A 26,401-nucleotide genomic window follows, 5' to 3' on the forward strand; every position below is an offset into this window, starting at 1 on the left:
ATGTCCGCGATCGTTTGCTCCCACGTCGACAAGGCCTATGGCTCCACCACGGTCATCCGCGATCTCAACCTCAGCATTGAAGAGCACGAATTCGTCGTGTTCCTAGGCCCGTCCGGCTGCGGCAAGTCGACCTTGCTCAGGATGCTGGCGGGGTTGGAGGACATCAGCGGCGGCGAGGTCTCGATCGGCGGCAAGGTGGTCAACGACCTCGATCCGGGGGATCGCGGCATCGCCATGGTGTTCCAGAACTACGCGCTCTATCCGCACATGACGATCTTCGACAACATCGCCTTCGGGCTGCGGCGCCAGAAGGTGCCGGCGGCCGAGATCCGCAAGCGGGTCGAAGCGGTGTCGGGGACGCTGGGGCTCGACCCCTATCTCGGCCGCAAACCGGCCGAACTTTCCGGCGGCCAGCAGCAGCGCGTGGCGATCGCCCGGGCCATGATCAAGACGCCCAAGGTGTTCCTGTTCGACGAGCCGTTGTCCAATCTCGACGCCAAATTGCGCAACCATATGCGCGTCGAGATCGCGCGGCTGCACCAGTCGTTGAAGACCACCACCGTCTATGTCACCCATGACCAGCTGGAGGCGATGACGCTCGCCGACCGAATCGTGCTGCTCAAGGACGGCGTCATCGAGCAGATCGGCTCGCCGGCGGAAATCTACCGGCGGCCGGGCAATATTTTCGTGGCCGGCTTCATCGGCACGCCGAACATGAATTTTGTCGATGTGACGGTCGCCCGAGCCGGCAACGGCTGGACGCTGACCGGCGCCGGAACGGTGCTTTCGATGGACGGGGCGGGTTTTCATGTCCAGCCGGGCGATCGCGCCGTGCTGGGCATCCGCCCGCCGGACCTGAAGACGGCCGGCGCCGGCGCCGCCGGCATATTGCAAGGCACCGCCGATCTCATCGAATTCCATGGCAATGACGCGCTGGTGACCTTCGGCTCCGGCGGCAAGGAGCTCAGCGCACTGGTTCCGGCACGCGAATGCCCGGTGCTGCATGCGCCCGTCCGCTATACGTTCGAGGAGGAAGCGATCCACCTGTTCGACGCGACATCGGGCGCGTCCCTGCGCAAGCAGTAGAGCGACAAAACCTACCGGATGGCGTCGAGCACCTGCCGCTGCCGGTGCATTTCCAGGAAAATGCGGTAGTCGCGATCGAAGCGGGCGCCGGCCGCCGGGTTGGCGGCGCGTGCCTTGCCGCCCTGCTGCATGGCAAGGCAGGCGGCGTTGAGATCGGGGAACAGCCCGGCAGCGGTCGCCGCCACCATGCCGGTGCCGAGCAGAACCGCCTCGTCGGCCAGCGGCTCGACCACCGTACAGCCGGTGGCGTCGGCATAGAGCTCCATCAAGAGCGGGTTCTTGGTGTGGCCGCCGGTGACGTGCAGCGTGTCGATCAGGTAGCCGTTCTCATTCAGCGCCTCCAGCACATGGCGCACGCCGAGCGCGATGCCGACGGCGGTGCGCCAGTAGAGCTTGCACAGGCTGTCGAACGACGAATCCAGCGTCAAACCGCTGACGACGCCGACGGCGTGCGGGTCGGCCAGCGGCGAGCGGTTGCCGTGGAAATCCGGCAGCACATGCAGCCGCGCGGCAAGGTTCTCGCCCTCGGCGGCGCGCAGTTCGGCGACGCGCCCGGCAATCCTGGCATGCATGGCCGCGTTCGGCTCGCCGCCGGCGCCGTGCCAGCGGATGATGTGGTCGAGCAGCGCCCCGGTCGCCGACTGGCCGCCTTCCGATAGCCACAGCTTCGGCAGCGCGGCGCCGTAGTAAGGGCCCCAGACGCCGGCGAAAGGCTGCGGGTCGGGCGACATCGCCATGACGCAGGAGGACGTGCCGGCGATCAGCGCCAGATGGCGGCCGATATTCTGGTCGTCGCCGGCAAAACCGCCGAGCACGCCAAGCGCCCCGGCATAGGCATCGATGACGCCTGCGCCGACGCGGCAGTTTTCGGTCAAGCCGAGTTCCGCCGCTGCCTGCGCCGTCAACGGACCGATATCGGCGCCAACCGGGCTTGCCTTTTCGGGCAGATTGCCATGGTCAAAAAGATCGTCGAGGCCGACGAGTTCGAAGAAATCGCGCTGCCATGCGCTGTCCTGGTGCGCCAGATAAGTCCATTTCGCTGTCAGTGTGCATTGCGAGCGGGCCAGCGAGCCCGTTGCCTGCCAGGTCAGGAAATCGGCCAGGTCGAACAGGTAGCCGGCTTCATTCCATGTCTTCGGTAGATTACGCTTCAGCCACATCAGCTTCGGCGTCGCCATCTCGGGCGACATGACGCCGCCGATATAATTCAGCACCTCGTGGCCGCTCGCCGTGCATTCGTCGGCTTCGGCGATGGCGCGGTGATCGAGCCAGACAATGGTGTCCCAGCGCTTGTCGCCGGTGGTCGACACACTGAGCTGGCCGCCTTGCCTGTCCCGCACGACCAGAGAACAGGTGGCATCGAAGGAGATGCCGGCGATATCCCCGGCGGCGACGCCGGCCTTTTCCCGCGCGGCACGCACGGCGGTGCAGACGGCGGACCAGATATCGCGCGAATCGTGCTCGGCATGATCCGGCTTCGGCTGGTTCATGGCGATCGGCCGCTCGGCACGGCCGAGCAAGGTGCCACTGGCGTCGAGAATGCCCGCGCGAGCGCTCCCGGTGCCGACATCGACCGCGCAGACAAACTGTTTCGTCAAGATGCTCTAACTCTCGCTCCCAGGCCTGCAATCAGATCGGGCAATTGCAGCATGTCAGCGAATATAAAGTCCGGTTCGGTCGACGCAAGCCGCGCTTTCAATGCCGGATTGCCAGCGTGCGCGCCGCCGGTAAAGGCAAGGACGCGCATGCCTGCCGCGCGTGCGGCGGCGACACCGGCCGGGCTGTCCTCGATGACGAGACACCTGCGCGGATGGGCTCGCATGGTGGCGGCGGCGTGGAGGAAAAGGTCGGGCGCCGGCTTTCCCTTGGCAACCATGGCCGCGCTGAACAGATGCGGCTCCATCAGCGTCAGCAGACCGGTGACGTCGAGCGCGTAACGAATGCGTTCTAGCGTGCCGGAAGAGGCGACGCAGTACGGCAGGCCGAGCTTCGGCAGCATCTCCTTGACGCCGGGGATCGGCATCAGCTCCTCGCGGAACTTTCGCATGAGGTCGACGCGCATGGCGGTGAGATGCTGGTCGGTGATCTCCAGGCCGAAGTCGCGGCTGAGGATCTCGCGCACGCTTTTCATGCTCTTGCCGAGGAAATGCTCGTAGGCAGCGTCCTCGCCAAGACTGCCGCCGGCAAGTTCGATCATGCCGAGCAGCGCCGAGACGGAGAGCGCCTCGCTATCGACCAGCACGCCGTCGCAGTCGAAGATGACCAGTTCAGGCGTCATGATGCCGGCTGGCTCTCAGAGCTTGCCGGCGAGGTAGCGCGTCAGCGTGGCGCGCGTGCCATTGGCCCAGAGCACGTTGAGCGCGTGGGCGAAGGCCTCGACGAAGGCGGCGGCGCGGCCGACGTCGCCATAGATATCGTCCATCGCAAGCCACGCGGCGGGCGCGTCCTTTGCCGCCTTTGCCGTTGCCTTCAGCCGGTCCCAGCTCGGGTCGTTGGGCTCGATGACGGCGCCGCTGTCCGTCGCGCCGAAGCAGTAGCGGCACCAAAGGGCCGATTCCAGCGCCAGTCCAGCAACGCCTTTGCCGGTCTTCAGCCGGTCGGCGATGGTCGGGATGATGAATTTCGGCTGGCGATTGGACCCGTCGAGGCAGAGCCGGCGCACCGTGTCGCCGATCTTGGGATTGGAGAAGCGCTTCTCGATGAGCTGGTAATAGTCTTCCAGCACCGTGTCCGGCACCGGCGGCACCGTCGGGATGATCTCGTCGTGCTCGAGCTTGTCGAGGAATCCGCGCACCAGCGGCTCCTGCATCGCTTCATGCACGAAGTGGATGTCCATCAGCCCGGCCGGATAGGCGATGGTGGCGTGGCCGCCATTGAGGATGCGGATCTTCATCAGTTCATAAGGGGCGACGTCCTTGACGAACTGCACGCCGACCTTTTCCAGCGCCGGGCGGCCATCGGTGAAATGGTCTTCCAGCACCCATTGCCGGAACGGCTCGCAGAACACCGGCCAGTTGTCCTCGATGCCAAAATCGTCGGCGAGGATCTTGCGCTCGCGGTCGCTGGTGGCCGGCGTGATGCGGTCGACCATGGCGTTCGGGAAGGCGACCGTCTCGCTGACCCAGCTCGCCAGATCCTCGTCGATCAGGCGGGCAAGGCCGATAACACCATCCGACGTGACATGGCCGTTGTGGGGAATGTTGTCGCAGGACATCACGGTGAACGGCACGATACCATCCTCGCGGCGTCGCACCAGCCCGGCCAGGATAATGCCGAACACAGTCTTCGGTGTGGCGCCCGGCTGCGCGTCGGCGACGATGTCGGGATGGGTCGGGTTGAAGACGCCGGAGGCCGGGTCGATGAAATAGCCGCCTTCGGTGATGGTCAGCGAAACGATCCTGATCGCCGGATCGGCCAGCCGATCGATGATGGCGGCGGCATCGCCCGGCATCAGGAAATCGATCATCGCACCGGTGACGCGGGCGCTCATATGGCCCTCGTCCTGCTCGACCACTGTGGTCAGCCAATCCTGCTCTTCAAGCTTGCCGCGGCCGATCTTCTCGCCATCGAACACGCCGGCGCCGACAAGCGCCCAATCATGACCGATGCCCTGACCGAACAGGTCGTCGAGATAGACGGCCTGGTGCGAGCGGTGAAAATTGCCGACACCAAAATGCACGATGCCGGCTTTCAGCGCCGAGCGGTCATAGTTCGGACCTGCGACCTTGGGCGGAAGCCTGACGAGGCTCGAGGAAGAAAGTTTCACGGTCATCTGCTTTACCCTTTGGCCGATTTGCCGCCCGACTGTTTCGCCTCCTTCGGGAGGGCGAGGATGAGGGGCCGCACCTGGTGTTCCAGCATGCGGCCCCTCACCCGCCCCCGCGGCACCTTCTCCGGAGGAAAGAAAGAGGCGCCGTCCCCCTCAAATCGTTCTTTTCAACTCATCCATTGGCCGCCATCGACATTGTAGGTCTGGGCGACGATGTATTCGGCCTCGTCACTGGCGAGGAACACGGCCATGCCGGCGAGGTCTTCCGGCTTGCCCATGCGGCCGTAAGGCACGCCTTCGCCGACCAGCCGCTTTTTCTCGCCCTTCGGCCGGTTCTCGTATTTGGCGAACAAGGCATCGACCTCGTCCCACATGTCGCTGTCGACGACGCCGGGCGCGATGCCGTTGACGTTGATGCGGTGCTTGATCAGATCGAGCCCGGCCGACTGGGTCAGCGAGATGACCGCGGCCTTGGTGGCGCAATAGACCGCGACCAGCGGCTCGCCGCGACGCCCGGCCTGGCTTGCCATGTTGATGATCCTGCCGCCCTTGCCCCGCGCGATCATCGACCGGGCGGCTGCCTGCAGCATGAACAGCGTGCCCGCGACATTGACGGAGAAAAGCTTTTCATAGCTCGCCCGAGATATCTCCACGATCGGGGCCAGGTCGAACAAAGCGGCGTTGTTGATCAGGATGTCGAGACCGCCCGCCTTGTCCTCCACCGCCTTCACCGCCGCATCGATGGATGCCTGGTCGGTGACGTCGAGTTTCACGGCATAGGCGTTGTCGCCGATCGCGGCGGCCGTCTTCTGCGCTGCTTCAAGGTTGATATCGGCGATCGCGACAGTGGCGCCCTCGCGCACATAGGCTTCGGCGAAAACCCTGCCGATGCCTCGCGCCGATCCCGTGACCAGCGCCGATTTGCCTTGCAGCCTCACTGTCCCATCCTCACCGGCCCATCCTCACTGGCCCACCCTCACTGGGCCATCGCCTTGCCGTCAGCGCCGAAGCGATGCAGCTTGGCCTTGTCAGGGGTGAGATAGATCGTGTCGCCATGGCGGACCGCCAGTTCGCCGTCGGCGCGCACCGTCAGCGGCCCGACGCCGTCGGCTTGAACGTGCAGGAACGTGTCGGAGCCCAGATGCTCGGCCACGCCGACCGTCGCCTTCCAGTCGCCCGCCGTGGTCGATATCTGCATATGTTCGGGCCGGATGCCGATGGTCTTGGCGGTGTATTTGCCAGCCGGCGCGCCTTCGATCAGGTTCATCTTGGGCGAGCCGATGAAGCCGGCGACGAACAGGTTCTTCGGCGTCTTGTAGAGTTCCATCGGCGAGCCAACCTGCTCGATATTGCCGGCGTTGAGCACGACGATCTTGTCAGCCATGGTCATCGCCTCGACCTGATCGTGGGTGACGTAGATCATCGTGGTTTTCAGCTGATGGTGCAGTTCGCTGATCTCCAGCCGCATGGTGCCGCGCAGTGCCGCGTCGAGGTTGGACAGCGGTTCGTCGAACAGGAAGGCCGAGGGCTGGCGCACAATGGCGCGGCCGATGGCGACGCGCTGGCGCTGGCCGCCGGAGAGCTGGCCGGGGCGGCGTTCGAGGTAGTTGGTAAGGTTGAGCACGCGCGCCGCGTCCTTCACCTTCCTGTCGATGGTCGCCTGGTCCTCGCCCGCCATCTTCAGCGGGAAAGCGATGTTCTTGGCCACCGTCATATGCGGGTAGAGCGCGTAGGACTGGAACACCATGGCAAGCTTGCGCTTGGCCGGCGCCTCGCCGGTGACGTCGCGGCCATCGATGTTGATGATGCCGCCGCTGGTGTCCTCAAGGCCAGCGATCAGCCTGAGCAGCGTGGACTTGCCGCAACCCGACGGGCCGACGAAGACGACGAACTCGCCGTTTTCGATCACCAGGTCGAGGCCGGGGATGATGGACGTCGAACCAAAGGACTTGGAGACGTTCTTGAGCGTGATGTTTCCCATGGTTTCCTCCCCGAGGGCTGTTTTTCGCCGATTGCTTCAGGCAATTTCCGTCACTTCACCGCGCCAAATGTCAGGCCGCGCACCAGCTGCTTCTGGCTGAACCAGCCCATGATCAGGATCGGCGCGATGGCGAGGGTCGAGGCGGCCGAAAGCTTGGCCCAGAACAGGCCTTGCGGGCTGGAGAAGGAGCTGATGAAGGCGGTGAGCGGGGCGGCTTCGGTGGTGGTCAGCCGGATCGTCCAGAACGCCTCGTTCCAGGCCAGGATGATGTTGAGCAGCATGGTCGAGGCAATGCCCGGCACCGCCATCGGCGTCAGCACGTACCAGATTTCACCCCACAAGGATGCGCCGTCCATACGCGAGGCTTCCAGGATTTCGCCCGGGATTTCGCGGAAGTAGGTGTAGAGCATCCACACCACGATCGGCAGGTTGATCAGCATCAGCATGATCATCAGGCCGATGCGCGAGTCGAGCAGGCCGAGATTGCGGAAGATCAGGTAGATCGGGAACAGCACGGCGACCGCCGGCATCATCTTGGTGGACAGCATCCACATCAATATGTCCTTGGTCCGCTTGGTCGGCGAAAACGCCATCGACCAAGCCGCCGGAATGGCGACCAACAGCGCCAGGATGGTCGAGCCGACGGACAGCAGCACCGAGTTCAGGAAGAACTTGAAGTAGCCGCTCTGCGCCTGAACCTCGGCATAGCTCTCGAAAGTCCCGGATGGGATCAGGTTGAAGCCCTGGATTGCCTCCTGTTCCGACTTGAACGAGGTGATGATCGTATAGAGGATCGGAAAGAAGATCAGCAGCGCGACGGTCCAGGCGGCAATTGTCGCGATTGTCTTGTGCTGGGTGGTGACTGAGCGTGCCATCTTGACCTCCCTTACTTGTCCAGGTTCTTGCCGACGGCGCGCATGGCGAAGAAGGCGACGATGTTGGCGAGAATGACGGCGATCACACCGCCCGCGGATGCCTGGCCGATTTTGAATTCCAGCAACGCCTTCTGGTAGACGAGGAAGGGCAGGTTGGTGGAGGCGTATCCAGGGCCGCCATTGGTGGTGACCAGGATCTCGGCATAGACCGAGAGCAGGAAGATCGTCTGGATCAGGATGACGACGGTGATCGCGCGCGACATGTGCGGCAGCGTCAGATAGATGAAGCGGCTGATGAAGCCAGCCCCGTCCATCTCGGCGGCTTCCTTCTGCTCGCCGTCGAGCGACTGCAGCGCGGTCAGGAGGATCAATGTCGCGAACGGCAGCCACTGCCAGGCAACGATGATGATGATCGCCGTCATCGGATGCTGGCCGAACCAGTCGATCGGCTGTGCCCCGAAGAAGCGCGCTATGTCGGCGAACACGCCATATTGCGGGTGCATGATCATGTTCTTCCACACCAATGCGGCCACCGGCGGCATGACGAAGAACGGCGAAATGACGAGGATGCGCACGATCCCTTGTCCCCACATCGGCTGATCGATGAGCAGCGCCAGCAGGATGCCGCCGATCACCGTGATCAGCAGCACGCTGACCACCAGGACAAGCGTGTTGAGGATCGACTGCAGGAAGGCCGGATTGGAATAGAACAGCGCGTAATTGGATAAGCCGACGAACCCGTCGCGCATCGGGTTGAGCGGATTGTACTGCTGGAAGGAGAACCAGATCGTGATGACCAGCGGCACGATCATCCAGACGAACAGCAGCACCACGGAAGGCGCCATCATGAATCGGGCAAGCGAACGGGTCTGCTGAGTAGCCATGACGGTCACCCTTCAAGGATCAGGCTGAATTTTCACAGGCTCTGGAAAGGCGGCCGCCCGAACTGGGTTTCGGGCGGCCGGTGCCGGTCGAGGAGGTGACCGGCGTTCGGCACCGGGAGGAGCCTTACTTGATGTAGCCGCCCTCGGTCATCGCCGCGGTGGAGGCGTCCTGGGCCTGCTTCAGCGCATCGTCGACGCTCGACTGGCCGGCAAGAGCCGCCGAGAAGAGCTGGCCGACGGTGGTGCCAAGCCCCTGGAATTCAGGGATGGCGACGAACTGCACGCCGACATAAGGCACCGGCTTGACGGTCGGATGCGTCGGGTCGGCGGCATTGATGGAGTCCAGCGTCATCTTGGCGAACGGAGCCGCCTTCTGGTACTCGGGGTTGGCGTAGAGCGAGGAACGCGTGCCCGGAGGCACGTTTGCCCAGCCTTCCTTCGACGCGACGAGCTCGGCATAGTGCTTGCTGGTCGCCCAGGAGACGAACTTCTCGGCGGCGTCGGCCTTCTGCGTGCCGGCCGGAATGGCCAGCGACCACGCCCATAGCCAGTTGCCGCGCTTGCCCAAGCCATTATCCGGCGCGAGGGCATAGCCGACCTTGTCGGCGACGGTGGAGTTCTTCGGGTCGGAGACGAAGGAGGCGGCGACGGTGGCGTCGATCCACATGCCGCACTTGCCCTGCTGGAAGAGCGCCAGGTTCTCGTTGAAGCCGTTGGACGAGGCGCCCTCGGGACCGTCGGCCTTCATCAGGTCGACATAGAACTGCAGCGTCTTCTTCCATTCCGGCTGGTCGAACTGCGGCTTCCAGTTCTCGTCGAACCAGCGGGCGCCGAAGGAGTTCGACATGGCGGTCAGGAAAGCCATGTTCTCGCCCCAGCCGGCCTTGCCGCGCAGGCAGACGCCGTTCACGCCATTGGCGCGGTCGGTCATCTTGTCGGCCGCCTGCTTGATGAAATCCCAGGTCGGGGCGTCGGGCATTTTCAGCCCAGCCTTTTCCATCAGGTCCTTGCGGTACATGACGAAGGAGCTCTCGCCGTAGAAGGGCGCGGCATAGAGCTTGCCATCGACCGAAAGGCCGCCGGCGATGGCCGGGATGATGTCCTTGGCGTCATAGTCGTCGCCGAGCTTGTCGAGCGGCAGGAGCCAGCTCTGCTTGGCCCAGATCGGAACCTCGTAGGTGCCGATGGTCATCACGTCATATTGGCCACCCTTGGTGGCGATGTCGGTGGTGACGCGCTCGCGCAGCACGTTCTCTTCGAGCGTGACCCAGTTGAGCTGGATGTCGGGGTTAGCCTTGGTGAAGTCGTCGGTCAGCTTCTGCATGCGGACCATATCGCCATTGTTGACGGTGGCGATGGTGATGGATTCGGCGTGTGCGGCGAACGCAAGCGTGCTGGCCGACAACAAGCCCAGGGTGAGCGTGCGAAGTTTCATCAAATTCCTCCCATAAACCAAGTTGAGCATTTGCCTTGGTTGTGAGCAATTACTCACTTAGTCTTAATTATGTCAAGCCGGATTCGATGCTGCAGCGCAGCACACGACCGGCGAATGGGACGGAGGTTCGGCGACAGGGCTCGGATTGCCGCCGTCTGGAGTCCAGGCGGCGGGGCCAAAGCCTCTCGAACGGGATGTGGTTTGTTGCCCCGGTCTGACGTCGGCTTATGTGCCGGTCAGCAGGCGATCTCGGCCAGCAGCCAGTCGCGGAAGGCGCGGATCTTGGGCACGTTGCGGCGCGCCTCGGGGTAGACCAGCCAGTAGGCGTGCCCGTCGTCGCCGACCAGGTCGAATGGCTGGATCAGCCGGCCGTCGGCGAGTTCGGCCTTGAACAGCGCCCGGGTCAGGATCGCCACGCCATGGCCCGATATGGCCGCGTTGGCTTCATAGGCCTGCGCGCCCATGCTGCTGCCGGGCCGCCTGGCAAGGTCGTGGCTGTGCACGCCGGCGGCCTCGAACCATTGCGTCCACCAGATATCGCTGGGATCGAGGATCGGCAGCTTGAGCAGGTCGGCCGGTTCGTTGATGCCGCCGATGCTCGCAGCGAGCTTCGGGCTCAGCATGGGCGTGAAATCGGCATCGAGCAGCTTGTGGGCTTCCAGCCCCGGCCATTTGCCGCCGCCCGAACGGATGGCGAGGTCGACATCCTCGCGCGCGAAATCCGTCAGCCGGCTCGACGTATCGAGCCGCACGGCAAGGGAGGGATGCGCGATCTGGAATGCGCCCAGATGGTGCGCCAGCCAGTTCGAGGCAAAGGTCAGCACCGTGGTGACGCACAACAACCCGTCCGCCCCGCCACGCGCGGCGGCATAGGCCTGGCTAAGAATGGCAAAGGCCTCGCTGACCGCCGGCGCCAGGCGCTGGCCGGCTTCGGTCAGTTCGATCTGCCGCGGCCGGCGCAGGAACAGCGGAGCGCCGACGCGCTCCTCCAGCACCTTGATTTGATAGCTGACCGCCGCTTGCGTCATGGCGAGTTCGCCGGCGGCCTTGGTGAAGGAAAGATGCCGCGCCACCGCCTCGAACACCCGGATCGCCTGTAACGGCGGCAGCTGCGAAACCTGCGGCGCGCTGAGATCAGGCATAAAGCCTCCTTATGGATCGTTATCGACGTTCGATTGGCAAAAGCGGCCGGCAAGGCCGACATTCATCCTCAACCCGTCATTCGGGTTCAGGATAACGAAGGTTGACGATCATGACCATGGCGCAGCAAAAATGCACTCCCGCCCCCGATCATCGCTGGATTTCGTGGCTTGCGGACGGATTCGGCTGGTTCGCGACCCGAAAAAGGGCGCATCTCGACGTCAGGGACCTGTCGCCGCATCTGCAGCGCGACCTCGGTTTCCTCGATGGCAACGACCCTTTCGGCCGGCACCAATAGCCTTGCTGGCTTTATCGCGAAGCCGTCAGATACTGGCTAGCAGGGCGGCCGCCGTCCGCTCGTCGGTGATGAGCCCGTTGACCAGCCGTCGGTTGACCGCCGCCAGGATGCCGGGCAGCTTGCGCTCCCCCATGGCGAGCGCGATCACCAGCGACTTCTCGCGCGACGGCAGCGCCGCCGACGACACCCGGTCATTGGTGATGCCGTCGATCATGCGGCCCTCGCGGTCGAACACCCAGCCAACGATTTCAGCGACGCCGCCGGCCTTCTGCAAGGCTTTCAGTTCGCTTTCGGAAATGAAGCCATCCTCGTAGAGCGGCGCCTTCGGGCCGAGGTCGCCGATACCGATGAAGGTGACGTCGGCCTCCGCCGCAAGCACCAGTGTCGGCTGGATCATCGGCTGGTTGAGCAGCATCTCGCGCTCCTGCGGCGAAGAGGCGATGACCGGCAGCGGCATCGGGAAGGACCGCGCCTTGACCCTGTCGGCCATGGTGAAGATGACGTTGTAGAAGGCAGCGGACCCGTCCGGCGAGATGTTGCCGGTCAAGGACACCACCTTGTGCTGCGGGCATTCCATCGGCGGCAATTGTTCGATCGCCGCCTTCAGCGTCCGTCCGGTGCCGATGCCCATGACGATCGGCGTCGGCGACCGCAGCCGCCGCTCGATCTCAGCGGCCGCCGCTTCGGCGATGCCGATGGTCGTGGAAGATGAATTGGGATCGCTCGGCACCACCTCGACCAGGTCGAGCGCAAAGCGCGATTTCAGCCGCGCGGCGAGATCCAGGCAGTTGGCGATCGGATGATCGACGCGGACCTTGATCAGGCCTTCCGACACCGCCAGCGACACCAGACGCTGCGCCGTCTGCCTCGATATGCCGAGCGTGGCGGCGATCTGGTCCTGTGTGTTGCCGGCAACATAATAGAGCCAGCCGGCGCGCGCCGCGTCGTCCAGCCTGTTGCTGCCGCCATCCTGCCGGGTATTCACGTCCTGCCTCCCCAAACCGCCGATCATCAGGCGGTCGTATCATTTTCGCAGGGAATGACCGCCTGCGCAATTGTCAATCTCAAGAGCAAATGCTTGCGCCGAAGCAGCGGTGATTTCTCCGCCGACATCCTATCGGAGAAAGCGCCACAGCTCCGTTTCTCCGTCTGAAGGCATGTTCAATGGCCGCCAAAGGTTTATCTCGCGGCGCAAACCCTTTAAGGGATCGAAAAAAGGAGCGCTGCATGACACCGAAGGCGGTTTTCTGGGACATGGACGGGACGCTGGTCGACAGCGAACCGCTGCATGAGGCAGCCCTCATCGCAGCGATGCGCAATGCCGGCCTCACGCCTCCGGCCGATCTGCACGAACGCGTGCTCGGCGTCGCCGCGTGGCCGGTCTACGAAATGATGCGCGACGAGTTCGGGCTGCAACTGCCCTTCGACGAATGGATCGTTCACAAATATGAGCATTACCTGCCGCTGGTCGAGGGGCTGAAGCCGCGCCCAGGCGCCATCGAGATCTTCAAGGAGTTGCGCGCGCTCGGCGTGCAGCAGGCGGTGGTCTCAAACTCGGATCGGATGATCGTCGACGCCAATCTGCATATGGTCGGGCTGACCTACCCCGGCATGAAGACGATCAGCCGCAACGATGTGCGGGAAGGCAAGCCGCACGCGGAGCCTTTCCTTCGCGCCGCCTATCTGGCAGACGTCGATCCCGCGCACGCCGTCGCGGTCGACGACAGCTGGCCGGGCGCCATGGCGGGCCTGGCGGCGGGAATGAAGACGATCTTCTGGCCTGAAAAGCCGATGGAAGGACCGCCCGGCGCCATTGTCATCAACAGCGCCGGGGAATTGCGGGCTCAGCTCGGACTGTAGCGTTCAGTTCCGGTACACCGGCTCCTGCTCGTCGAGGATCGCCTTCAACTCGGCGAGATGACGTTCGGCCTGGCCGGGATAGTTGTCCATCTCGCTCGCCGCCTTCTCGGCGATCGCGTCGGACAGGGTGCGCAGCGGCCGGCCCGTCCACAGGGCCTTGATGTAGGTCTCGGCGGCACGCTCGAAATAGAACATGCGGTTGAAGGCGTCGGCGACGGTGTCGCCGATGACCAGCACGCCATGGTTGCCCATCACCATCACCTTGACCTTGGGGTCGGCGAGAAGCTGCGAGCAGCGCTCGCCCTCTTCCTCGAAGGCCAGTCCGCCATAATGGGCGTCGACGACGTGACGGTTGAAGAACATCGCCGAATTCTGGTCGATCGGCGGCAGCGTCGAGTCGGCAAGCGAGGCCAGCACGGTGGCGTGGATCGAATGGACGTGCATGACGCAGCGCGCGTGCGGCACGTTGCGATGGACGGCGCCGTGCAGGCCCCATGCCGTGGGGTCGGGTGCATTCGGCCCGGAAAGCGTCTCGGGGTCGTTGGCGTCGATCTCGATCAGGTCGCTGGCCTTGATGCGCGAGAAATGCACCTGGTTCGGGTTCATCAGGAACCTGGTGCCGTCGTCGTTGACCGCCAGCGAGAAATGGTTGGCCACCGCCTCATGCATGTTGAGCCGCGCCGTCCAGCGGAAGGCGCAGGCGAGATCGACGCGCTCTTCGTAGAAGGGCAGGTTGGTGAGCGTTTCCTTCTGCAGGCGGGCGATGCTCATCGAAAATATCCTCCGGTTTGGCCCAGAATGCCGCGCGCCGCTGGTGCCCGCAACCGCTTTCGCTTGGTGCAGAAGGCCAGTTATGCCGCGGTGCTTGCGGCGCCAACGGTTCGCAGTCCGCCGTGCTCGATGATGAAATCGATTACCTCCCGCAGGCCCTTGCCGCGCGAAAGATCGGTGAAGCCGAACGGCCGCTTGCCGCGCATGCGGCCGGCGTCGCTCTCCATGACGTCGAGATTGACGTTCACATAGGGCGCAAGATCGCTTTTGTTGATGACCAGGAAATCGGACCGCGTGATCGCCGGGCCGCCTTTGCGCGGAATTTCTTCGCCCTGGCACACCGAGATAACGTAGAGCGTGAGATCCGCAAGGTCCGGCGAGAAAGTGGCGGCAAGGTTGTCGCCACCGGATTCGATGAAGATGATGTCGAGGTCGGGAAATTTGCGGTTGAGCTCGGCGATCGCCTGCAGATTGATCGAGGCATCCTCACGGATGGCGGTGTGCGGGCAGCCGCCGGTCTCGACGCCGACGATGCGGTCCTCCGGCAGCGCCTGCAGCCGGGCCAGCATCATGGCGTCCTCTCTGGTGTAGATGTCGTTGGTGACGACGGCGATGGAGAACTCGTCGCGCAGCGCCTTGCAGAGTTTTTCGGTGAGCGTCGTCTTGCCGGAACCCACGGGGCCGCCAATGCCGATACGAAGGGGGCCGTTGGGTTGTGTCATGTCGGAAACTCCGTGATGGCAAGGACTGCGAAGCCGAGCCCGATCAACAGGCAGAGCGGCGAATAGAAACTGGAATCGAGCCGAGCGAAAGGCTGTTGCGGCGCCAGCCGGCGCCACCAGGGCGTGAAACCGGCAATGCCGCGCCCCAGGAACACCAGTCCGATCAGCATCGCGGTAGCCGCGAGGCCCTGCTTGGGAAACGGCGAGGCAAAGAAACCGATGAGCGCCAGCGGCCACAGCGTTGCCAGGCCGAGGCAGGCGGCAACGGCGAAACTGGCGAACGGCGTCGGCATTTCGTTGACGCCGCGAAAGCCGACGACAGCGTGGGCGCAGGACGCCGCGTCCCTGCCCGGCCAGACGCCGCCTATGCCCCAATAGACATGCAGTGCCGTGATCAGCAGCAGGACGAAGGAGAGGACGAAGGCGAGGAGGATCATGAGCGGAACAATCGCGAATACTGGGTTTCGTGCTTCATGGCCATGACGTCGGAGACGAAGGCGCAGCCGCCGAGGTCGTCCAATGTCGAGCGGGACGCGCGGGCAGCGGTCGAGAGCGCCAGCGGCTCGAAACCCGCGAGCAGCGTCGTCGCCTCGTTCTGGCCGATCATGCCGAGCCGGATCGCGGCCTGGACGAGGTTGGAGAAGAAGGCTTGCGCGAAGGCGCACAGCGCGTCCTCAAGCGCGATGCCATTGCCGCCGGCCACGGCTCCGACGGCCACGCAATAGGCGCAATCGGCCGGCAAGCGCTCCAGCACGGCAGTGGGCCAGGCGGCGGCTGCTTTGAGGAAGGCCGCGCCTTGCAGCATGGTCTCGGCGTGGCGTTCGCGCGAGCCGGCCAGTGCCTCGGCCAGTGCGACAACCTCGGCCAGATCGCCACCTTCACGGGCGCGGCGCCAGCTTTCGGCGAACAGCACGGCATCGTTCCAGCCCGAGCCCATCTCGACCAGCGCCTCCAGCCAGCCGGCAAGGCCGGCGGCATTGGTCACCAGCCCATCTTGCACCGCGCGCTCGAGGCCATGGCTGTAGGCAAAGCCGCCGACCGGAAAGGCCGGCGACAGCCACGCCATCAGCCGTAGCAGGGCGATGCCGGACGGCTGGTCAGTCATGATCATGGTGGTGATCGTGCGAATGCGCGTGGCTGTGCGCATGCGCTTCGCTATGGCTGTGCGCATGCGCATGGCCGTGATCATGCCCGCCGGAATAGGCGCCGCGCACCGGCTTGAACGGCTGGGAGACGTCGCGCACCGTGGCGCCTAGCCCCTCCAGCATCGCCTTGATGACGTGGTCGCGCAGGATGAGGATACGGTGCGCCTCGATGCCGGCGGCGAGATGGCGGTTGCCGATATGCCAGGCGAGTTCGGCGAGATGCACGGCGTCGCGGGCGCGGATGTCATAGACCTCTTCGGGCGCCGCGATGATCTCGATATGGCCGCCATCCTCCAGCACCAGCCGGTCGCCATCGTTCAGAGCGACAGGCTCGGGCAGGTCGACCAGCACCTTGCTGCCGTCGGCAAGTTCGATGGCGCGGCGGCGCAGATGCCGCTCGTCATGGGCGAGAACGGCACGGCCGGACGGCGCGGTGGTTGCGGCCGTGCCGGCGGGCAATACGGAGACGGCGCGCGGGAATTTGGTGAAGTCGGTGTTGAGGTTGAGCTTCATTTCATGGAACCTCCATCAGAGCGCCGCGCGTCCCCTTAGACGTGCAAAGGACGCTCTAACACGTTTGAACCTATGCATCGTGCTTTCCGAAAATCGATTCCGATTTTCGGGCCGATGCATTGGCTTGCGCCCGGGTCCGGGCCGGCCGCGCCAGAAGGCGATCGAAATAGCTATTGACGCGCTCGGAGTCGATCGGGAAACGGCCGGCACGCGCCCAGCCGCCCATGTCGCCGAGCAGCACGTCGACGGCGGAAAACCGGTCGCCGAGCGCGAACGGCTTGTCGCCGAGCCGGCGCTCCAGCGCCTTGACCTCCGTGGCGAAGTCAAAGGCCGCGGCAGGACCGACATCGACCCGCACCTCCCTGGGCAGGAGGAAACGGTGGCGCAATTTGTTCCACAGCGGCGCCTCGAACTCGCTCTGGGCAAAATGCATCCAGGAATCCATTTCGGCGCGGCCAGCGAGACCGGGATTGGCGCCCATACCTTTATCGGCGTGCTTGTCGGCGAGATAGACGCAGATCGCCGCCGAATCCGTCACCGTCAATTCACCGTCTATGAGGATCGGCACCTTGCCCGACGGATTGAGCGCATAGGCTTCGGGCGAGCGCAGCTTGACCTCGACGAACTCATAGGGCTGGCCGAGTTCCTCCAGCATCCAGAGGACGCGACTGACCCGGGATCCGCGCGATCCGACGGCCTTGTACATCGTTGAACCCTGCCTTTCCCGAGCAGCCTAGTGCATCCGCGGCCGTCATACGATCGTGTCGAAGAGCCGCAGGATGAACGATATCTGGTAGATCAGCGCCGCCGCGACGAAGGCGATGTGGAACCGGCGGTCGCGCACCAGGATCGCGACGACGCACAGCACGACGAAGACCGGCGTGCGGAACAGATACTCGCTGCCGAAGCGGGCGAAATGCTCAGGCCCCTTCAGCAAAGTGTCGACCACGTCGAGCAGGTAGGTCGCCGCCAGCAGGCCGAAGAACCAGGCGCGGCGCGAATAGAAGAAATCCTCGTAGCTGGTGTAGTCCAGCATCGAATCCGGAAACAGCAGCGCGCAGAGCAGGAACAGGGTGATCGCGTAGAAAATGATGAACAGGTACTTGCCGAAGGTCCATGTTTCGATGGTGTAGAGGCCGAACTCCCACCACCAGAAATGCACCAGCATCAACAGCACCGAGGCGACCCAGGCCAGATGCACCGTGTAGAGCCGGTATTGGCCGGGATGCTGGACAATGCGCGCCACCCCCGACAGCAGGCGCGCGACGCCAAGCCCGATCACCATGCCCATGACGATGCGAATATGCGGGAAAATGTCGTGGGCGGAGGCTATTTGCTGGTCCATAGATAGCTAATAATGCTCTCGATGCTATGAAAAAGCTCTAGCGGACCACGTGGTGCTATTCGCGAATAAGCTGATCCGATGACCACGGCGTGCCGGGAAAATAGTCATGGTCGAGAATTTCCCTGATCGAATACGGACAGTCCGCGGGGAAATTGCCCTCCCTCAGGCCGGTCTCGTCCGCCGCCTTCAATCTCGCTATTTTGAATTCTCGTCCGAGCCGCCGTCCCGGATAGGCTTTCAAGCTAGGGCTTTCATCGAGCAGATCTTCGATCTGAAATCGCTGCTCGCGGATGGTCAGCAACCATCCAGCTTTGCGCCTTTCGGCCTGAAATTCCCATTTGAGCAAATGCAGGAGCAAGGTGCCAAGTCTACTCGCAATTTCTCTTTTGTCGCTCCGCCCCAAGCTCTCGATCTCCTCCGCCAGGTTATCGCGATCGAGGTCTGAGAGGCGACCTTCGCGCAACAGCGCGCCTTGCTCGGCGCACCACTGAGCATAATCGGCCTCATAGGGCGTCAATTGCTGTTTTCGAAAAATCTTGTTCATTTAGTGATATTGCTCTCAAAGCACGTAATTTCCAAGCCAGATGGAAAAGGTAGACCCTTATCCGAACCCTTCGGCGCAACATTCCGCTGCCGCAGTTGACGAAGCGCATGCGCTTTCATGGCAGTTCATTGCCCATTCATGAATTTCAGCGGAACGTCTCAAAACAGAAAGTACCTTTGCGCCATCGGCAGCACGGTCGCTGGCTCGCAGGTCAAGAGTTCGCCATCGGCGCGAACTTCGTAGGTTTCCGGATCGACCTCGATATGCGGCGTGGCGTCGTTGAGCACCATCGAGTGCTTGCCGATGCCGCCGCGCGTGTTTTCGACGGCGACGAACTGCTTGTCGACGCCGAGCCGGCCGTGCAAACCGGACTCGAGCGCGGCCTTCGAAACGAAGGTCACCGACGAATTGGTCCGGGCTTTGCCATAGGCGCCGAACATCGGCCGGTAGTGCATCGGCTGCGGCGTCGGGATCGAGGCGTTGGGGTCACCCATCGGGGCGGCCGCGATCATGCCGCCGATCAGCACCATGTCTGGCTTGACGCCGAAGAAGGCCGGGTTCCACAGCACCAGATCGGCGCGTTTGCCGACCGCGATCGAGCCGATGTCCTTCGACAGGCCATGCGCGATGGCCGGATTGATGGTGTATTTGGCGATGTAGCGGCGGACGCGGAAATTGTCGTTGTCGCCCGTCTCCTGCGGCAATGACCCGCGCTGGCGCTTCATCTTGTCGGCCGTCTGCCACGTGCGGATCGCCACCTCGCCGACGCGGCCCATGGCCTGGCTGTCCGACGAGATGATCGAGAAGGCGCCGATGTCGTGCAGGATGTCCTCGGCCGCGATGGTCTCCTTGCGGATGCGGCTTTCGGCAAAGGCGATGTCCTCGGGGATCGACGGCGACAGATGGTGGCAGACCATCAGCATGTCGAGATGCTCGGCGAGCGTGTTGACCGTGTAAGGCCGCGTCGGGTTTGTCGAGGACGGGATGACGTTGGGCAGGCCGCAGACCTTGATGATATCGGGCGCATGGCCGCCACCGGCGCCCTCGGTGTGGAAGGCATGGATGGTGCGGCCCTTGATCGCCGCCACCGTGTTCTCGACAAAGCCGCTCTCGTTGAGCGTGTCGGTGTGGATCATCACCTGGACATCGTAATCGTCGGCCACCGACAGGCAGCAGTCGATCGCCGCCGGCGTCGTGCCCCAGTCCTCGTGCAGCTTGAGCGAGCAGGCGCCGCCCAGCACCATCTCCTCGAGCGCGGCCGGCAGCGAGGCATTGCCCTTGCCCGACAGGCCGATATTCATCGGGAAGGCGTCGAAGGACTGGATCATGCGTGCCATGTGCCACGGCCCCGGTGTGCAGGTCGTGGCCAGCGTGCCATGCGCCGGACCGGTCCCGCCGCCGAGCATGGTGGTGATGCCCGACATCAGCGCTTCCTCGATCTGCTGCGGGCAGATGAAGTGGATATGCGCGTCGAAGCCGCCCGGGGTCAGGATCTTGCCCTCGCCGGCGATAATTTCCGTGCCGGGGCCGATGATGATGGTGACGCCGTCCTGCGTATCCGGATTGCCGGCCTTGCCGACGGCCGCGATGCGGCCATCCCTCAAACCTATATCGGCCTTGAAGATGCCGGCGCTGGCATCGATCACCAGCGCATTGGTGATGACGGTGTCGACCGCACCTTGGGCACGGGAAACCTGGCCCTGACCCATGCCGTCACGAATGACCTTGCCGCCGCCGAATTTCACCTCCTCGCCATGGATGGTGAAATCCTTCTCGACCTCGATGAAGAGTCCGGTGTCGGCAAGCCGCACCTTGTCGCCGACCGTCGGGCCATACATCTGGGCGTAGGCGGCACGCGTTAGTCTGGCCATCAGCGGTTGCTCCCGAAATGCGGTGTTGGTGAAGCCGGGCTGCACATTGCCGCCCTCCAATGGTCACGCAATGACCCGCTGGGCGACACCTTCCGGACCCATTTGGCGGTTGAGGTTGAAGGGTCACCCCAAAACGACCGTTTGCCAAATCGATGGAAGGAAAATCCATGCGCAAAACGACAATTCTTGCAGCCGCCGCCAGCCTGATGCTGGCGGGTGCCGCCAGCGCCCAGCAGCAGCCCGCGCAACAGCCCGCCCCGACTACGCCGGCTCCAGCCGCGCCCAGCGGTCAGCAGGCCGCGCCGGCGATCCAGAGCGTCAACGTGATCGACATCAGCGAGTTGCCGAAGGACACCCAGACGCAGGTCAACCAGGTCATTGCCCAGCGTGGCGATGCCGGCCTGCAGAAATTGCGCAGTTCGATCGATGCCACCCCCAAGGTGAAATCCGCCCTCCAGGCCAAGGGCATGACGTCGGCCCAGGTGGTCGCGGCCAGCATGGAGCCGAACGGCGCGCTGACCCTGATCACCAAGAAAGCCAGCTGACGAACCGGCGCGGCGGGCCGGTATCCGGTCCGCCCACCGAACCGGAGAGGGAACCGTGACAGGGCTGGGGACGTTTCGTTTCAAAGGCCTTGAAGCAAACTGCGAAAGCGAACGATGACCCTCACCACCCTGCCCGATCCCCGATGCCATGCGCGATGGTTGCATGTCATTGCCGCGGCTGCGTTTCTGGCGGCGAGTGTCCCGCGGGCGGCGCTCAACGCGCAGGGCCTGGAAAGTCCCGAGACCGTCGACCGCATCGTCGGATCGCAAGTTAACCAGGAAGAGGCCAAGACGACCGCTGAAATCGGAAAAGTCAGTTCGGCGATCGACCGCACGCGCGAAAACATCAGCACGGTGCGCAAGACGTCCAAGCTCGACAAGGTCGATATCGTGTTCCTCACCGACGCGGCGCGCAGCGAAGGCGGCCCGCCGCCAGCCATCGAGAACAAGGTTCGGCAGCATCAGGACGATGTCACTGAGCTGCGCAAGGAGATCGAGGCCAACGCCCTGCTTTTCAATGCCCTCGATTCGCGGCGCGTCCTTGCACAGGACGTTCTCGCCGTGGAGTTCGACGATCCGGGAAAGATCGTCATCTATGCGGCCGCCAAGCCCTCGGGCTGAGCCCCACGCAGCGCTTGCGCGCGCTGGCCTTGCCGGCCACGCATAAGAAGCCCTCACAGCTTGCCCATCACCTTCTGCTGGAAGCCATGGATTTCACGCTTGCCGCCAAGCGGCACCAGCGTGACGTCCCGTTCCTGCCCCGGCTCGAAGCGCGTTGCGGTGCCGGCGGCGATGTCGAGGCGCATGCCGCGCGCCCGTTCACGATCGAATTTCAGCGCCTCATTGGTTTCGTAGAAATGATAGTGGCTGCCGACCTGGACCGGTCGGTCCCCACTGTTGGCCACTTTCAGGATGACGGTCGGCAGACCCTTGTTGAGCTCGATGTCGCCTTGAACGGGGATGATTTCGCCTGGGATCATGGGTCCTCACACGACGCCGAAGGCGAGGCCGATGCCGATCGCCGCGCAGGCGGCGCCCGTGATGCGAGCCACGCCGCGGGACCTCATACCGAGGCCAAGCCCGACGGCGATGCCGATGGCATGGAGCAGCACGGTGGCTACGGCAAAACCGGCCATATAGTCGAGGCCGCCGGCATTTTCCGGCACTTCCGTGCCATGGGCATGGCCGTGCAACAGCGCGAACAGGCCGATGATGGCGACACCGGCCGAAACAGGCAGATCGACCGCCAGCGCCACCAGCAGGCCGAGCGCCACAACGGAGGCCAGTATACCCGGCTCGACGAAGGGCAGCGGCACATGGGCCATGCCCAGGGCCGCGCCACCCAGCATGACGCCGACGAACGCCGCCGGCCAGACCCAGATCGCCTTGCCGCCCTTGAGGGCCGCCCACAGACCGACGGCGAGCATCGCCGTCATGTGGTCGAGGCCCGACAGCGGATGCGTGAAGCCGGCCATGGCGGAGGAGGTCGTGCCGGTGCCGACATGGGCGTAGGCAGGCATCGCCGCCGCCACGAGCAGGATCGCCGAGAGGCACAGGCGTTTGACAGGGATCATTTAACTTGCCTTTCGTTTTGCGGTGTCAGGCGGCCTTGCGGGGGCCGCAGCCCTCGGCCTTGAGCACGCGTTTGGTCGAAGCCGGATATTTCTTCAGCATAGCGGCGGGGCGGATCGGCCGGGCCGTAAAATTGCCGCCGCAGTTCGGGCAGACGCCGCCAAGCACGTTTTCGACGCAGCCGGCGCAGAAGGTGCACTCGAAGGTGCAGATCCGCGCATCCGTCGCTTCCGGCGGCAGATCCTTGTCACAGCATTCACAGTTCGGGCGCAGTTCAAGCATGTCTGTCTCCTCACCGGATCGGTTCGTGCACGGTCACCAGCTTGGTGCCGTCGGGAAAGGTCGCTTCCACCTGTACGTCATGGATCATCTCGGCGATGCCTTCCATCACCTGAGCGCGGCTGACCACATGGGCGCCGGCCTCCATCAGCTCGGCCACCGGGCGGCCATCGCGGGCGCCCTCGACGACGAAATCGGTGATCAGCGCGATCGCTTCCGGATGATTGAGCTTGACGCCGCGCTCCAGCCGCTTGCGCGCCACGATCGCCGCCATGGCGACCAGCAGCTTGTCCTTTTCCCTTGGCGTCAGGTTCATGCGTCTTCCTGAAATGATGCGGACACAGTCACAGTGACCATAATTTGGGCAGCCCCGCTTTTCCGTTGAGCAATCCGACGAGCGGGACCAGCCGCTGGCGCAGCTGGTAGCCGTCCCCGGCGTAAAGCCTCGCAAGAAGCTTGCCAGATGTCTTCACGGTCCAGACGCTGGCGCCGCCCCGGTCGCCAATGATCTCCCTGGCCTGATCGAGCAGGGCTTCCGCGCGCGGCGACACCAGCAGCAGCGTAGCCACGGCGATCGCGTCATTTGCTATCGCCGGACGGGCCATGATTTCGGCGATATCAGGTCCGATGCGGAAATCCTCGGCGTGGATGAGGGTTCCTTCCCTGCGGATACGCCAGCGGTCGCGAAAAGTGCCCTGTGTGGCACGTTCGCCCATGGCCAGGCGGCCGAAGACGGCCGCTTCCAGCACCAGCGCCTCGGCCCCCGCGGCAAGCTCGACGTCCAACGTACGGACAAACGCGGCGCGATCGAAGACGATGGTTTCCTGCGGCAGCCAGGCGATGCTGCCGTTCTCTCCGACGGTCAGCCTGACCCGGACTTCGGCATGGTCCGATGCGGCGCGATAGACTTTTTCGCAGGCCTGGGTCGTTATCCCCGCGCTGGCATGCGGGCCGACATCGACATCCCAGCCGAGGCGGTCGCCGCCGGTCAGCCCGCCGGCGGTGTTGATCAGGACGGCCTCCAGCGGGCCGGCCGAAACATACGGCAGCCTTATCTTGGCGGAGCCGTCCTGATAGAGGCGCCGCAGCCGCGTGCGGCCGTCAATGCTGGCGCAACCTAGCCGCGCCTTGCCCGCCGCGCGCTGGGCCAGCTGACCTGAAAACCTGGTATTTTCGATCGTATCCACGCCGTCAGGTTAAGCACTGTGGCGCTTTTGTCGACATATAGCTTGTTGCTTGATGGCGTTTCCGTTTCTATAGAGGGAACCACCTTGGTACGGTCAGGCGACGCTTGGCGGAGGGATAAGGCGAAGATCGCGGCCTGATATCGAGGACAAGAAGGCGCCGTTCAGTTGGCGTCGGGAAACGACACAGTGGGGAAGAAACCGAATGGCTGACCAGCTGGCAGCGGACATCATCGAGAAGATCAAGGCCCATGCCGAGCCGGGCGGCGAGGAAATCACCACCACAACCGAATTGACGGCGCTCGGCATCCATTCGCTGGAGCTGACCGAGATCATCTTCGACCTCGAGGAGCAATATGGCATCGAGATCGAGATGAACACGGTCGATGCCTGGAGCAACCTGAAGAACGTCGGCGACATGGTCGAGGCCGTTCGCGCGCTGATCGCGAAAAAAGCCTGACCGAATGCTGAAGCGCGTCGTCATTACCGGCATCGGTGGACTGTGCGGATTGGGCACCGATGCGCAGGCAATCTGGGCCGAGATGCGGGCCGGCCGGTCGGCGATTGGCCCGATCGACAACCCCTTCCTGCACGACCTGAAGGTCAAGACCGGCTGCGAGATCAAAGCCCTGCCGGATCACGGCATCGAGCGCAAGCAACTGGTGTCGATGGATCGCTTCAGCCTGCTGGCGGTGCTCGCGGCGAAAGAAGCCATGCGGCAGTCCGGATTGGTCCCGCATGCGGACAACACCTATCGGATGGGAACCATTGTCGGTGTTGGCGTCTGCGGCTTCGAGACCGTCGAGGAGAATTATCGCGCCATCCTGCTCGAGGGCAAGAATCGCGCCGGTATCTTCACCGTTCCAAGAGTGATGCCGGGCGCCGCCGCCGGTCAGGTCAGCATGCATCTGGGTTTGCGCGGACCGGTGTTCGGCGTCACTTCGGCCTGTTCGTCGGCCAATCATGCCATCGCATCGGCGGTCGACCAGATCAGGCTCGGGCGCGCCGACGTGATGGTGGCCGGGGGCACCGATGCGCCGCTCGTGTGGGGCGTGCTGAAGGGCTGGGAGGCGCTGCGTGTGCTTTCGCCCGACACATGCAGGCCGTTCTCGGCCGACCGCCAGGGGCTGGTGCTGGGCGAAGGCGCCGGCATGGCGGTTCTGGAAAGCTACGACCATGCGATGGCACGCGGCGCCACCATTTTGGCTGAAATCGCCGGCGCCGGCCTTTCAGCCGATGCCTCCGATATCGTCGCGCCGACCGTCGAGGGGCCGGAAGCGGCGATGCGCTTCTGCCTGGCGGATGCCGGGCTCAATCCAGAGGATATCGACTACCTAAACGCGCACGGCACCGGCACCAAGGCCAACGACCAGATCGAAACCCTCGCGATCAAGCGCGTCTTCGGCGACCATGCGCGCGCGCTATCCGTCTCCTCGACCAAGTCGATGCACGCGCATTGCCTCGGCGCTTCGGGCGGGCTGGAGATGATCGCCTGCGTCATGGCGATCCGCGAAGGCGTCGTGCCGCCAACGGCGAATTACCGCGAGGCCGATCCCGACTGCGATCTCGACGTCACGCCGAATGTCGCGCGCGAGCGCAAGGTGCGCGCCGCCATCAGCAATGGCTTTGCCTTTGGCGGCACCAATGCCGTGCTGGCCTTCAAGGCAATCTGACCCCGGGCGGTTACCACCGGCCGGGCGGTCACCACCTGGCCGCGCGGTCACCACCGTTCGCGCGATCCGAATTGGGTGACTGTCCGTGCGTGGTGAAAGCGGCGCCGCCATATTGATCCGGCCTCGCCGCAGCCCTAATTCTTGGCCGACCCGCCAATATCGCGCCGCTTGGTGCGCATCCCCCCGCTCAGGAGTTCCCGATGGCCGACCTGTCCGCCTTTCCGATCGCAAGCCGCTGGCCGGCTAAGCATCCGGACCAGATCCAGCTCTATTCGGCAACGACGCCGAACGGCGTGAAGATCTCGATCGCGCTGGAGGAAATCGGCCTGCCCTATGAGCCGCACCTGATCAACATCGGCAAGAACGAGAGCTGGACCCCGGAATTCCTGTCGCTCAATCCCAACGGCAAGATCCCGGCGATCATCGATCCCGACGGACCGGACGGTGCGCCGATCGGCCTGTTCGAATCCGGCGCGATCCTGCTCTACCTGGCGGAAAAGACCGGCCTGCTCATGCCTGTCGACGCGGCGCGGCGCTACGAGACGATCCAGTGGGTCTTCTTCCAGATGGCGGCGATTGGGCCGATGTTCGGCCAGGTCGGGTTCTTCCACAAATTCGCCGGCCGCGAGATCGCCGACAAGCGGCCGCTGGAGCGCTACCGCGACGAATCGCGCCGCCTGCTCGGCGTTCTCGACGTCAGGCTGAAGGGCCGCAAGTGGATCATGGACAATGACTACACCATCGCCGACATCTCGCTGCTCGGCTGGGTGCGCAACCTGATCGGCTTCTACGAAGCCCGCGATCTGGTCGGCTTCGACGATTTCGCCAATCTGGCAGCCTGGCTGGAGCGAGGCCTGGCGCGGCCGGCGGTGCAGAAAGGCCTGACCATTCCGGCGCGAGGCTGAACCC

32 protein-coding genes are annotated in these 26,401 nt (G+C 64.1%); 8 read left to right on the forward strand and 24 right to left on the reverse strand.

Going from position 1 to position 26,401, the window contains the following annotated elements; translation table 11 throughout:
• On the forward strand, positions 1–1,086 hold the full coding sequence (gene ugpC / locus FJ543_RS15890; protein WP_140875871.1) for a sn-glycerol-3-phosphate ABC transporter ATP-binding protein UgpC: 1,086 nt from the start codon (positions 1–3) through the stop codon (positions 1,084–1,086).
• An 11-nt stretch (positions 1,087–1,097) separates the two neighbouring features.
• On the opposite strand, the gene FJ543_RS15895 is transcribed toward ugpC, so the two are convergent.
• The 9 genes from FJ543_RS15895 to gcvA form a co-directional block, all read right to left on the reverse strand.
• A complete protein-coding gene (locus FJ543_RS15895; protein WP_015314484.1) occupies positions 1,098–2,684 on the reverse strand; it encodes an FGGY-family carbohydrate kinase in 1,587 nt (528 codons plus the stop codon).
• The gene (locus FJ543_RS15900; protein ID WP_015314485.1) at positions 2,681–3,364 is read right to left on the reverse strand and encodes an HAD-IA family hydrolase; all 684 of its coding nucleotides are present in this window, start codon (positions 3,362–3,364) and stop codon (positions 2,681–2,683) included. The genes FJ543_RS15895 and FJ543_RS15900 overlap by 4 nt, the downstream gene beginning before the upstream one ends.
• A gap of 15 nt (positions 3,365–3,379) precedes the next feature.
• The gene (locus FJ543_RS15905) at positions 3,380–4,858 is read right to left on the reverse strand and encodes a mannitol dehydrogenase family protein (RefSeq protein WP_140875873.1); all 1,479 of its coding nucleotides are present in this window, start codon (positions 4,856–4,858) and stop codon (positions 3,380–3,382) included.
• A 164-nt stretch (positions 4,859–5,022) separates the two neighbouring features.
• Positions 5,023–5,793, reverse strand: a complete 771-nt coding sequence (locus FJ543_RS15910; RefSeq protein ID WP_140875875.1) for an L-iditol 2-dehydrogenase — start codon at positions 5,791–5,793, stop codon at positions 5,023–5,025.
• Between the two features lie 38 nt (positions 5,794–5,831).
• Positions 5,832–6,836 (reverse strand): ABC transporter ATP-binding protein, encoded by a 1,005-nt coding sequence (locus tag FJ543_RS15915; RefSeq protein WP_140875877.1) that lies wholly within the window; start codon positions 6,834–6,836, stop codon positions 5,832–5,834.
• A gap of 50 nt (positions 6,837–6,886) precedes the next feature.
• A complete protein-coding gene (locus FJ543_RS15920; RefSeq protein WP_015314489.1) occupies positions 6,887–7,711 on the reverse strand; it encodes a carbohydrate ABC transporter permease in 825 nt (274 codons plus the stop codon).
• An 11-nt stretch (positions 7,712–7,722) separates the two neighbouring features.
• Positions 7,723–8,595, reverse strand: a complete 873-nt coding sequence (locus tag FJ543_RS15925; RefSeq protein WP_015314490.1) for a sugar ABC transporter permease — start codon at positions 8,593–8,595, stop codon at positions 7,723–7,725.
• Between the two features lie 124 nt (positions 8,596–8,719).
• Positions 8,720–10,030 carry a sugar ABC transporter substrate-binding protein gene (locus FJ543_RS15930; protein WP_015314491.1) on the reverse strand — a complete coding sequence of 437 codons (1,311 nt, stop codon included), beginning with the start codon at positions 10,028–10,030 and terminating at the stop codon, positions 8,720–8,722.
• Between the two features lie 236 nt (positions 10,031–10,266).
• Entirely contained in the window at positions 10,267–11,172 is a 906-nt protein-coding gene (gcvA, locus tag FJ543_RS15935) for a transcriptional regulator GcvA (RefSeq protein WP_015314492.1), read from the reverse strand.
• A gap of 110 nt (positions 11,173–11,282) precedes the next feature.
• On the opposite strand from gcvA, the gene FJ543_RS15940 reads away from it, so the two are divergent.
• Entirely contained in the window at positions 11,283–11,468 is a 186-nt protein-coding gene (locus FJ543_RS15940; protein ID WP_015314493.1) for a hypothetical protein, read from the forward strand.
• A 25-nt stretch (positions 11,469–11,493) separates the two neighbouring features.
• On the opposite strand, the gene FJ543_RS15945 is transcribed toward FJ543_RS15940, so the two are convergent.
• The gene (locus tag FJ543_RS15945) at positions 11,494–12,453 is read right to left on the reverse strand and encodes a sugar-binding transcriptional regulator (RefSeq protein ID WP_140615310.1); all 960 of its coding nucleotides are present in this window, start codon (positions 12,451–12,453) and stop codon (positions 11,494–11,496) included.
• A gap of 242 nt (positions 12,454–12,695) precedes the next feature.
• Here FJ543_RS15945 and FJ543_RS15950 point away from each other — a divergent pair, with 242 nt between their 5' ends.
• A complete protein-coding gene (locus FJ543_RS15950; RefSeq protein WP_015314495.1) occupies positions 12,696–13,328 on the forward strand; it encodes an HAD family phosphatase in 633 nt (210 codons plus the stop codon).
• Between the two features lie 3 nt (positions 13,329–13,331).
• Here the strand turns inward: FJ543_RS15950 and FJ543_RS15955 are convergent, their stop codons facing one another.
• The 9 genes from FJ543_RS15955 to ureC form a co-directional block, all read right to left on the reverse strand.
• The gene (locus FJ543_RS15955) at positions 13,332–14,099 is read right to left on the reverse strand and encodes a class II aldolase and adducin N-terminal domain-containing protein (protein ID WP_015314496.1); all 768 of its coding nucleotides are present in this window, start codon (positions 14,097–14,099) and stop codon (positions 13,332–13,334) included.
• An 80-nt stretch (positions 14,100–14,179) separates the two neighbouring features.
• Positions 14,180–14,821, reverse strand: a complete 642-nt coding sequence (gene ureG, locus FJ543_RS15960) for an urease accessory protein UreG (RefSeq protein ID WP_015314497.1) — start codon at positions 14,819–14,821, stop codon at positions 14,180–14,182.
• Positions 14,818–15,258, reverse strand: a complete 441-nt coding sequence (locus tag FJ543_RS15965; protein WP_140615316.1) for a DUF3995 domain-containing protein — start codon at positions 15,256–15,258, stop codon at positions 14,818–14,820. Before FJ543_RS15965 ends, ureG begins: the two co-directional genes overlap by 4 nt.
• Positions 15,255–15,926: an urease accessory protein UreF gene (locus FJ543_RS15970; RefSeq protein WP_015314499.1), complete on the reverse strand. Its 672-nt coding sequence runs from the start codon at positions 15,924–15,926 to the stop codon at positions 15,255–15,257. The genes FJ543_RS15965 and FJ543_RS15970 overlap by 4 nt, the downstream gene beginning before the upstream one ends.
• Positions 15,919–16,479, reverse strand: coding sequence for an urease accessory protein UreE (ureE, locus tag FJ543_RS15975; RefSeq protein WP_140660191.1), 561 nt, complete (start codon positions 16,477–16,479; stop codon positions 15,919–15,921). The genes FJ543_RS15970 and ureE overlap by 8 nt, the downstream gene beginning before the upstream one ends.
• A 70-nt stretch (positions 16,480–16,549) precedes the next feature.
• Positions 16,550–17,185: a glutathione S-transferase family protein gene (locus tag FJ543_RS15980; RefSeq protein ID WP_140615321.1), complete on the reverse strand. Its 636-nt coding sequence runs from the start codon at positions 17,183–17,185 to the stop codon at positions 16,550–16,552.
• A 45-nt stretch (positions 17,186–17,230) separates the two neighbouring features.
• On the reverse strand, positions 17,231–17,824 hold the full coding sequence (locus FJ543_RS15985) for a hypothetical protein (protein ID WP_140660192.1): 594 nt from the start codon (positions 17,822–17,824) through the stop codon (positions 17,231–17,233).
• A gap of 55 nt (positions 17,825–17,879) precedes the next feature.
• Complete coding sequence (locus FJ543_RS15990; protein WP_140660193.1) at positions 17,880–18,368, reverse strand: DUF29 domain-containing protein; 489 nt, start codon at positions 18,366–18,368, stop codon at positions 17,880–17,882.
• 158 nt (positions 18,369–18,526) lie between these two features.
• Complete coding sequence (gene ureC, locus FJ543_RS15995; RefSeq protein ID WP_181172871.1) at positions 18,527–20,242, reverse strand: urease subunit alpha; 1,716 nt, start codon at positions 20,240–20,242, stop codon at positions 18,527–18,529.
• Positions 20,243–20,406: 164 nt separating this feature from the next.
• On the opposite strand from ureC, the gene FJ543_RS16000 reads away from it, so the two are divergent.
• Both FJ543_RS16000 and FJ543_RS16005 read left to right on the forward strand, forming a co-directional pair.
• A complete protein-coding gene (locus FJ543_RS16000; RefSeq protein WP_140711788.1) occupies positions 20,407–20,784 on the forward strand; it encodes a hypothetical protein in 378 nt (125 codons plus the stop codon).
• Positions 20,785–20,898: 114 nt separating this feature from the next.
• On the forward strand, positions 20,899–21,405 hold the full coding sequence (locus FJ543_RS16005; RefSeq protein WP_140660195.1) for a hypothetical protein: 507 nt from the start codon (positions 20,899–20,901) through the stop codon (positions 21,403–21,405).
• 53 nt (positions 21,406–21,458) lie between these two features.
• Here the strand turns inward: FJ543_RS16005 and FJ543_RS16010 are convergent, their stop codons facing one another.
• From FJ543_RS16010 to FJ543_RS16030, 5 genes are read right to left on the reverse strand one after another with little or no spacing between them, the layout of a single operon-like run.
• Positions 21,459–21,764: an urease subunit beta gene (locus tag FJ543_RS16010; protein ID WP_015314507.1), complete on the reverse strand. Its 306-nt coding sequence runs from the start codon at positions 21,762–21,764 to the stop codon at positions 21,459–21,461.
• 6 nt (positions 21,765–21,770) lie between these two features.
• Complete coding sequence (locus FJ543_RS16015; protein WP_140875879.1) at positions 21,771–22,358, reverse strand: HupE/UreJ family protein; 588 nt, start codon at positions 22,356–22,358, stop codon at positions 21,771–21,773.
• A 25-nt stretch (positions 22,359–22,383) separates the two neighbouring features.
• Entirely contained in the window at positions 22,384–22,638 is a 255-nt protein-coding gene (locus FJ543_RS16020; RefSeq protein WP_023781864.1) for a DUF1272 domain-containing protein, read from the reverse strand.
• Positions 22,639–22,648: 10 nt separating this feature from the next.
• On the reverse strand, positions 22,649–22,951 hold the full coding sequence (locus FJ543_RS16025; RefSeq protein ID WP_140875881.1) for an urease subunit gamma: 303 nt from the start codon (positions 22,949–22,951) through the stop codon (positions 22,649–22,651).
• A 28-nt stretch (positions 22,952–22,979) separates the two neighbouring features.
• A complete protein-coding gene (locus FJ543_RS16030; protein WP_140875883.1) occupies positions 22,980–23,822 on the reverse strand; it encodes an urease accessory protein UreD in 843 nt (280 codons plus the stop codon).
• 202 nt (positions 23,823–24,024) lie between these two features.
• Between FJ543_RS16030 and FJ543_RS16035 the strand changes: the two genes are divergently transcribed.
• From FJ543_RS16035 to FJ543_RS16045, 3 genes are all read left to right on the forward strand, one after another.
• A complete protein-coding gene (locus FJ543_RS16035) occupies positions 24,025–24,279 on the forward strand; it encodes an acyl carrier protein (protein ID WP_015314512.1) in 255 nt (84 codons plus the stop codon).
• Between the two features lie 4 nt (positions 24,280–24,283).
• Positions 24,284–25,492: a beta-ketoacyl-[acyl-carrier-protein] synthase family protein gene (locus tag FJ543_RS16040; RefSeq protein WP_015314513.1), complete on the forward strand. Its 1,209-nt coding sequence runs from the start codon at positions 24,284–24,286 to the stop codon at positions 25,490–25,492.
• A gap of 200 nt (positions 25,493–25,692) precedes the next feature.
• On the forward strand, positions 25,693–26,397 hold the full coding sequence (locus FJ543_RS16045) for a glutathione S-transferase N-terminal domain-containing protein (protein WP_140615337.1): 705 nt from the start codon (positions 25,693–25,695) through the stop codon (positions 26,395–26,397).
• Positions 26,398–26,401 lie beyond the last annotated feature (4 nt).

It is taken from the genome of Mesorhizobium sp. B2-5-7 (genome assembly GCF_006440875.1).
Lineage (GTDB): Bacteria > Pseudomonadota > Alphaproteobacteria > Rhizobiales > Rhizobiaceae > Mesorhizobium > Mesorhizobium australicum.

Coding starts and splice junctions, on each gene's coding strand:
- ugpC (WP_140875871.1), top strand. CDS start 1: ATGTCCGCGATCGTTTGCTCCCACGTCGACAAGGCCTATGGCTCCACC.
- FJ543_RS15900 (WP_015314485.1), bottom strand. CDS start 3,364: ATGACGCCTGAACTGGTCATCTTCGACTGCGACGGCGTGCTGGTCGAT.
- FJ543_RS15905 (WP_140875873.1), bottom strand. CDS start 4,858: ATGACCGTGAAACTTTCTTCCTCGAGCCTCGTCAGGCTTCCGCCCAAG.
- FJ543_RS15915 (WP_140875877.1), bottom strand. CDS start 6,836: ATGGGAAACATCACGCTCAAGAACGTCTCCAAGTCCTTTGGTTCGACG.
- FJ543_RS15920 (WP_015314489.1), bottom strand. CDS start 7,711: ATGGCACGCTCAGTCACCACCCAGCACAAGACAATCGCGACAATTGCC.
- FJ543_RS15925 (WP_015314490.1), bottom strand. CDS start 8,595: ATGGCTACTCAGCAGACCCGTTCGCTTGCCCGATTCATGATGGCGCCT.
- FJ543_RS15930 (WP_015314491.1), bottom strand. CDS start 10,030: ATGAAACTTCGCACGCTCACCCTGGGCTTGTTGTCGGCCAGCACGCTT.
- gcvA (WP_015314492.1), bottom strand. CDS start 11,172: ATGCCTGATCTCAGCGCGCCGCAGGTTTCGCAGCTGCCGCCGTTACAG.
- FJ543_RS15940 (WP_015314493.1), top strand. CDS start 11,283: ATGACCATGGCGCAGCAAAAATGCACTCCCGCCCCCGATCATCGCTGG.
- FJ543_RS15950 (WP_015314495.1), top strand. CDS start 12,696: ATGACACCGAAGGCGGTTTTCTGGGACATGGACGGGACGCTGGTCGAC.
- FJ543_RS15955 (WP_015314496.1), bottom strand. CDS start 14,099: ATGAGCATCGCCCGCCTGCAGAAGGAAACGCTCACCAACCTGCCCTTC.
- ureG (WP_015314497.1), bottom strand. CDS start 14,821: ATGACACAACCCAACGGCCCCCTTCGTATCGGCATTGGCGGCCCCGTG.
- FJ543_RS15965 (WP_140615316.1), bottom strand. CDS start 15,258: ATGATCCTCCTCGCCTTCGTCCTCTCCTTCGTCCTGCTGCTGATCACG.
- FJ543_RS15970 (WP_015314499.1), bottom strand. CDS start 15,926: ATGACTGACCAGCCGTCCGGCATCGCCCTGCTACGGCTGATGGCGTGG.
- ureE (WP_140660191.1), bottom strand. CDS start 16,479: ATGAAGCTCAACCTCAACACCGACTTCACCAAATTCCCGCGCGCCGTC.
- FJ543_RS15980 (WP_140615321.1), bottom strand. CDS start 17,185: ATGTACAAGGCCGTCGGATCGCGCGGATCCCGGGTCAGTCGCGTCCTC.
- FJ543_RS15985 (WP_140660192.1), bottom strand. CDS start 17,824: ATGGACCAGCAAATAGCCTCCGCCCACGACATTTTCCCGCATATTCGC.
- FJ543_RS15990 (WP_140660193.1), bottom strand. CDS start 18,368: ATGAACAAGATTTTTCGAAAACAGCAATTGACGCCCTATGAGGCCGAT.
- FJ543_RS16000 (WP_140711788.1), top strand. CDS start 20,407: ATGCGCAAAACGACAATTCTTGCAGCCGCCGCCAGCCTGATGCTGGCG.
- FJ543_RS16005 (WP_140660195.1), top strand. CDS start 20,899: ATGACCCTCACCACCCTGCCCGATCCCCGATGCCATGCGCGATGGTTG.
- FJ543_RS16010 (WP_015314507.1), bottom strand. CDS start 21,764: ATGATCCCAGGCGAAATCATCCCCGTTCAAGGCGACATCGAGCTCAAC.
- FJ543_RS16015 (WP_140875879.1), bottom strand. CDS start 22,358: ATGATCCCTGTCAAACGCCTGTGCCTCTCGGCGATCCTGCTCGTGGCG.
- FJ543_RS16020 (WP_023781864.1), bottom strand. CDS start 22,638: ATGCTTGAACTGCGCCCGAACTGTGAATGCTGTGACAAGGATCTGCCG.
- FJ543_RS16025 (WP_140875881.1), bottom strand. CDS start 22,951: ATGAACCTGACGCCAAGGGAAAAGGACAAGCTGCTGGTCGCCATGGCG.
- FJ543_RS16035 (WP_015314512.1), top strand. CDS start 24,025: ATGGCTGACCAGCTGGCAGCGGACATCATCGAGAAGATCAAGGCCCAT.
- FJ543_RS16040 (WP_015314513.1), top strand. CDS start 24,284: ATGCTGAAGCGCGTCGTCATTACCGGCATCGGTGGACTGTGCGGATTG.
- FJ543_RS16045 (WP_140615337.1), top strand. CDS start 25,693: ATGGCCGACCTGTCCGCCTTTCCGATCGCAAGCCGCTGGCCGGCTAAG.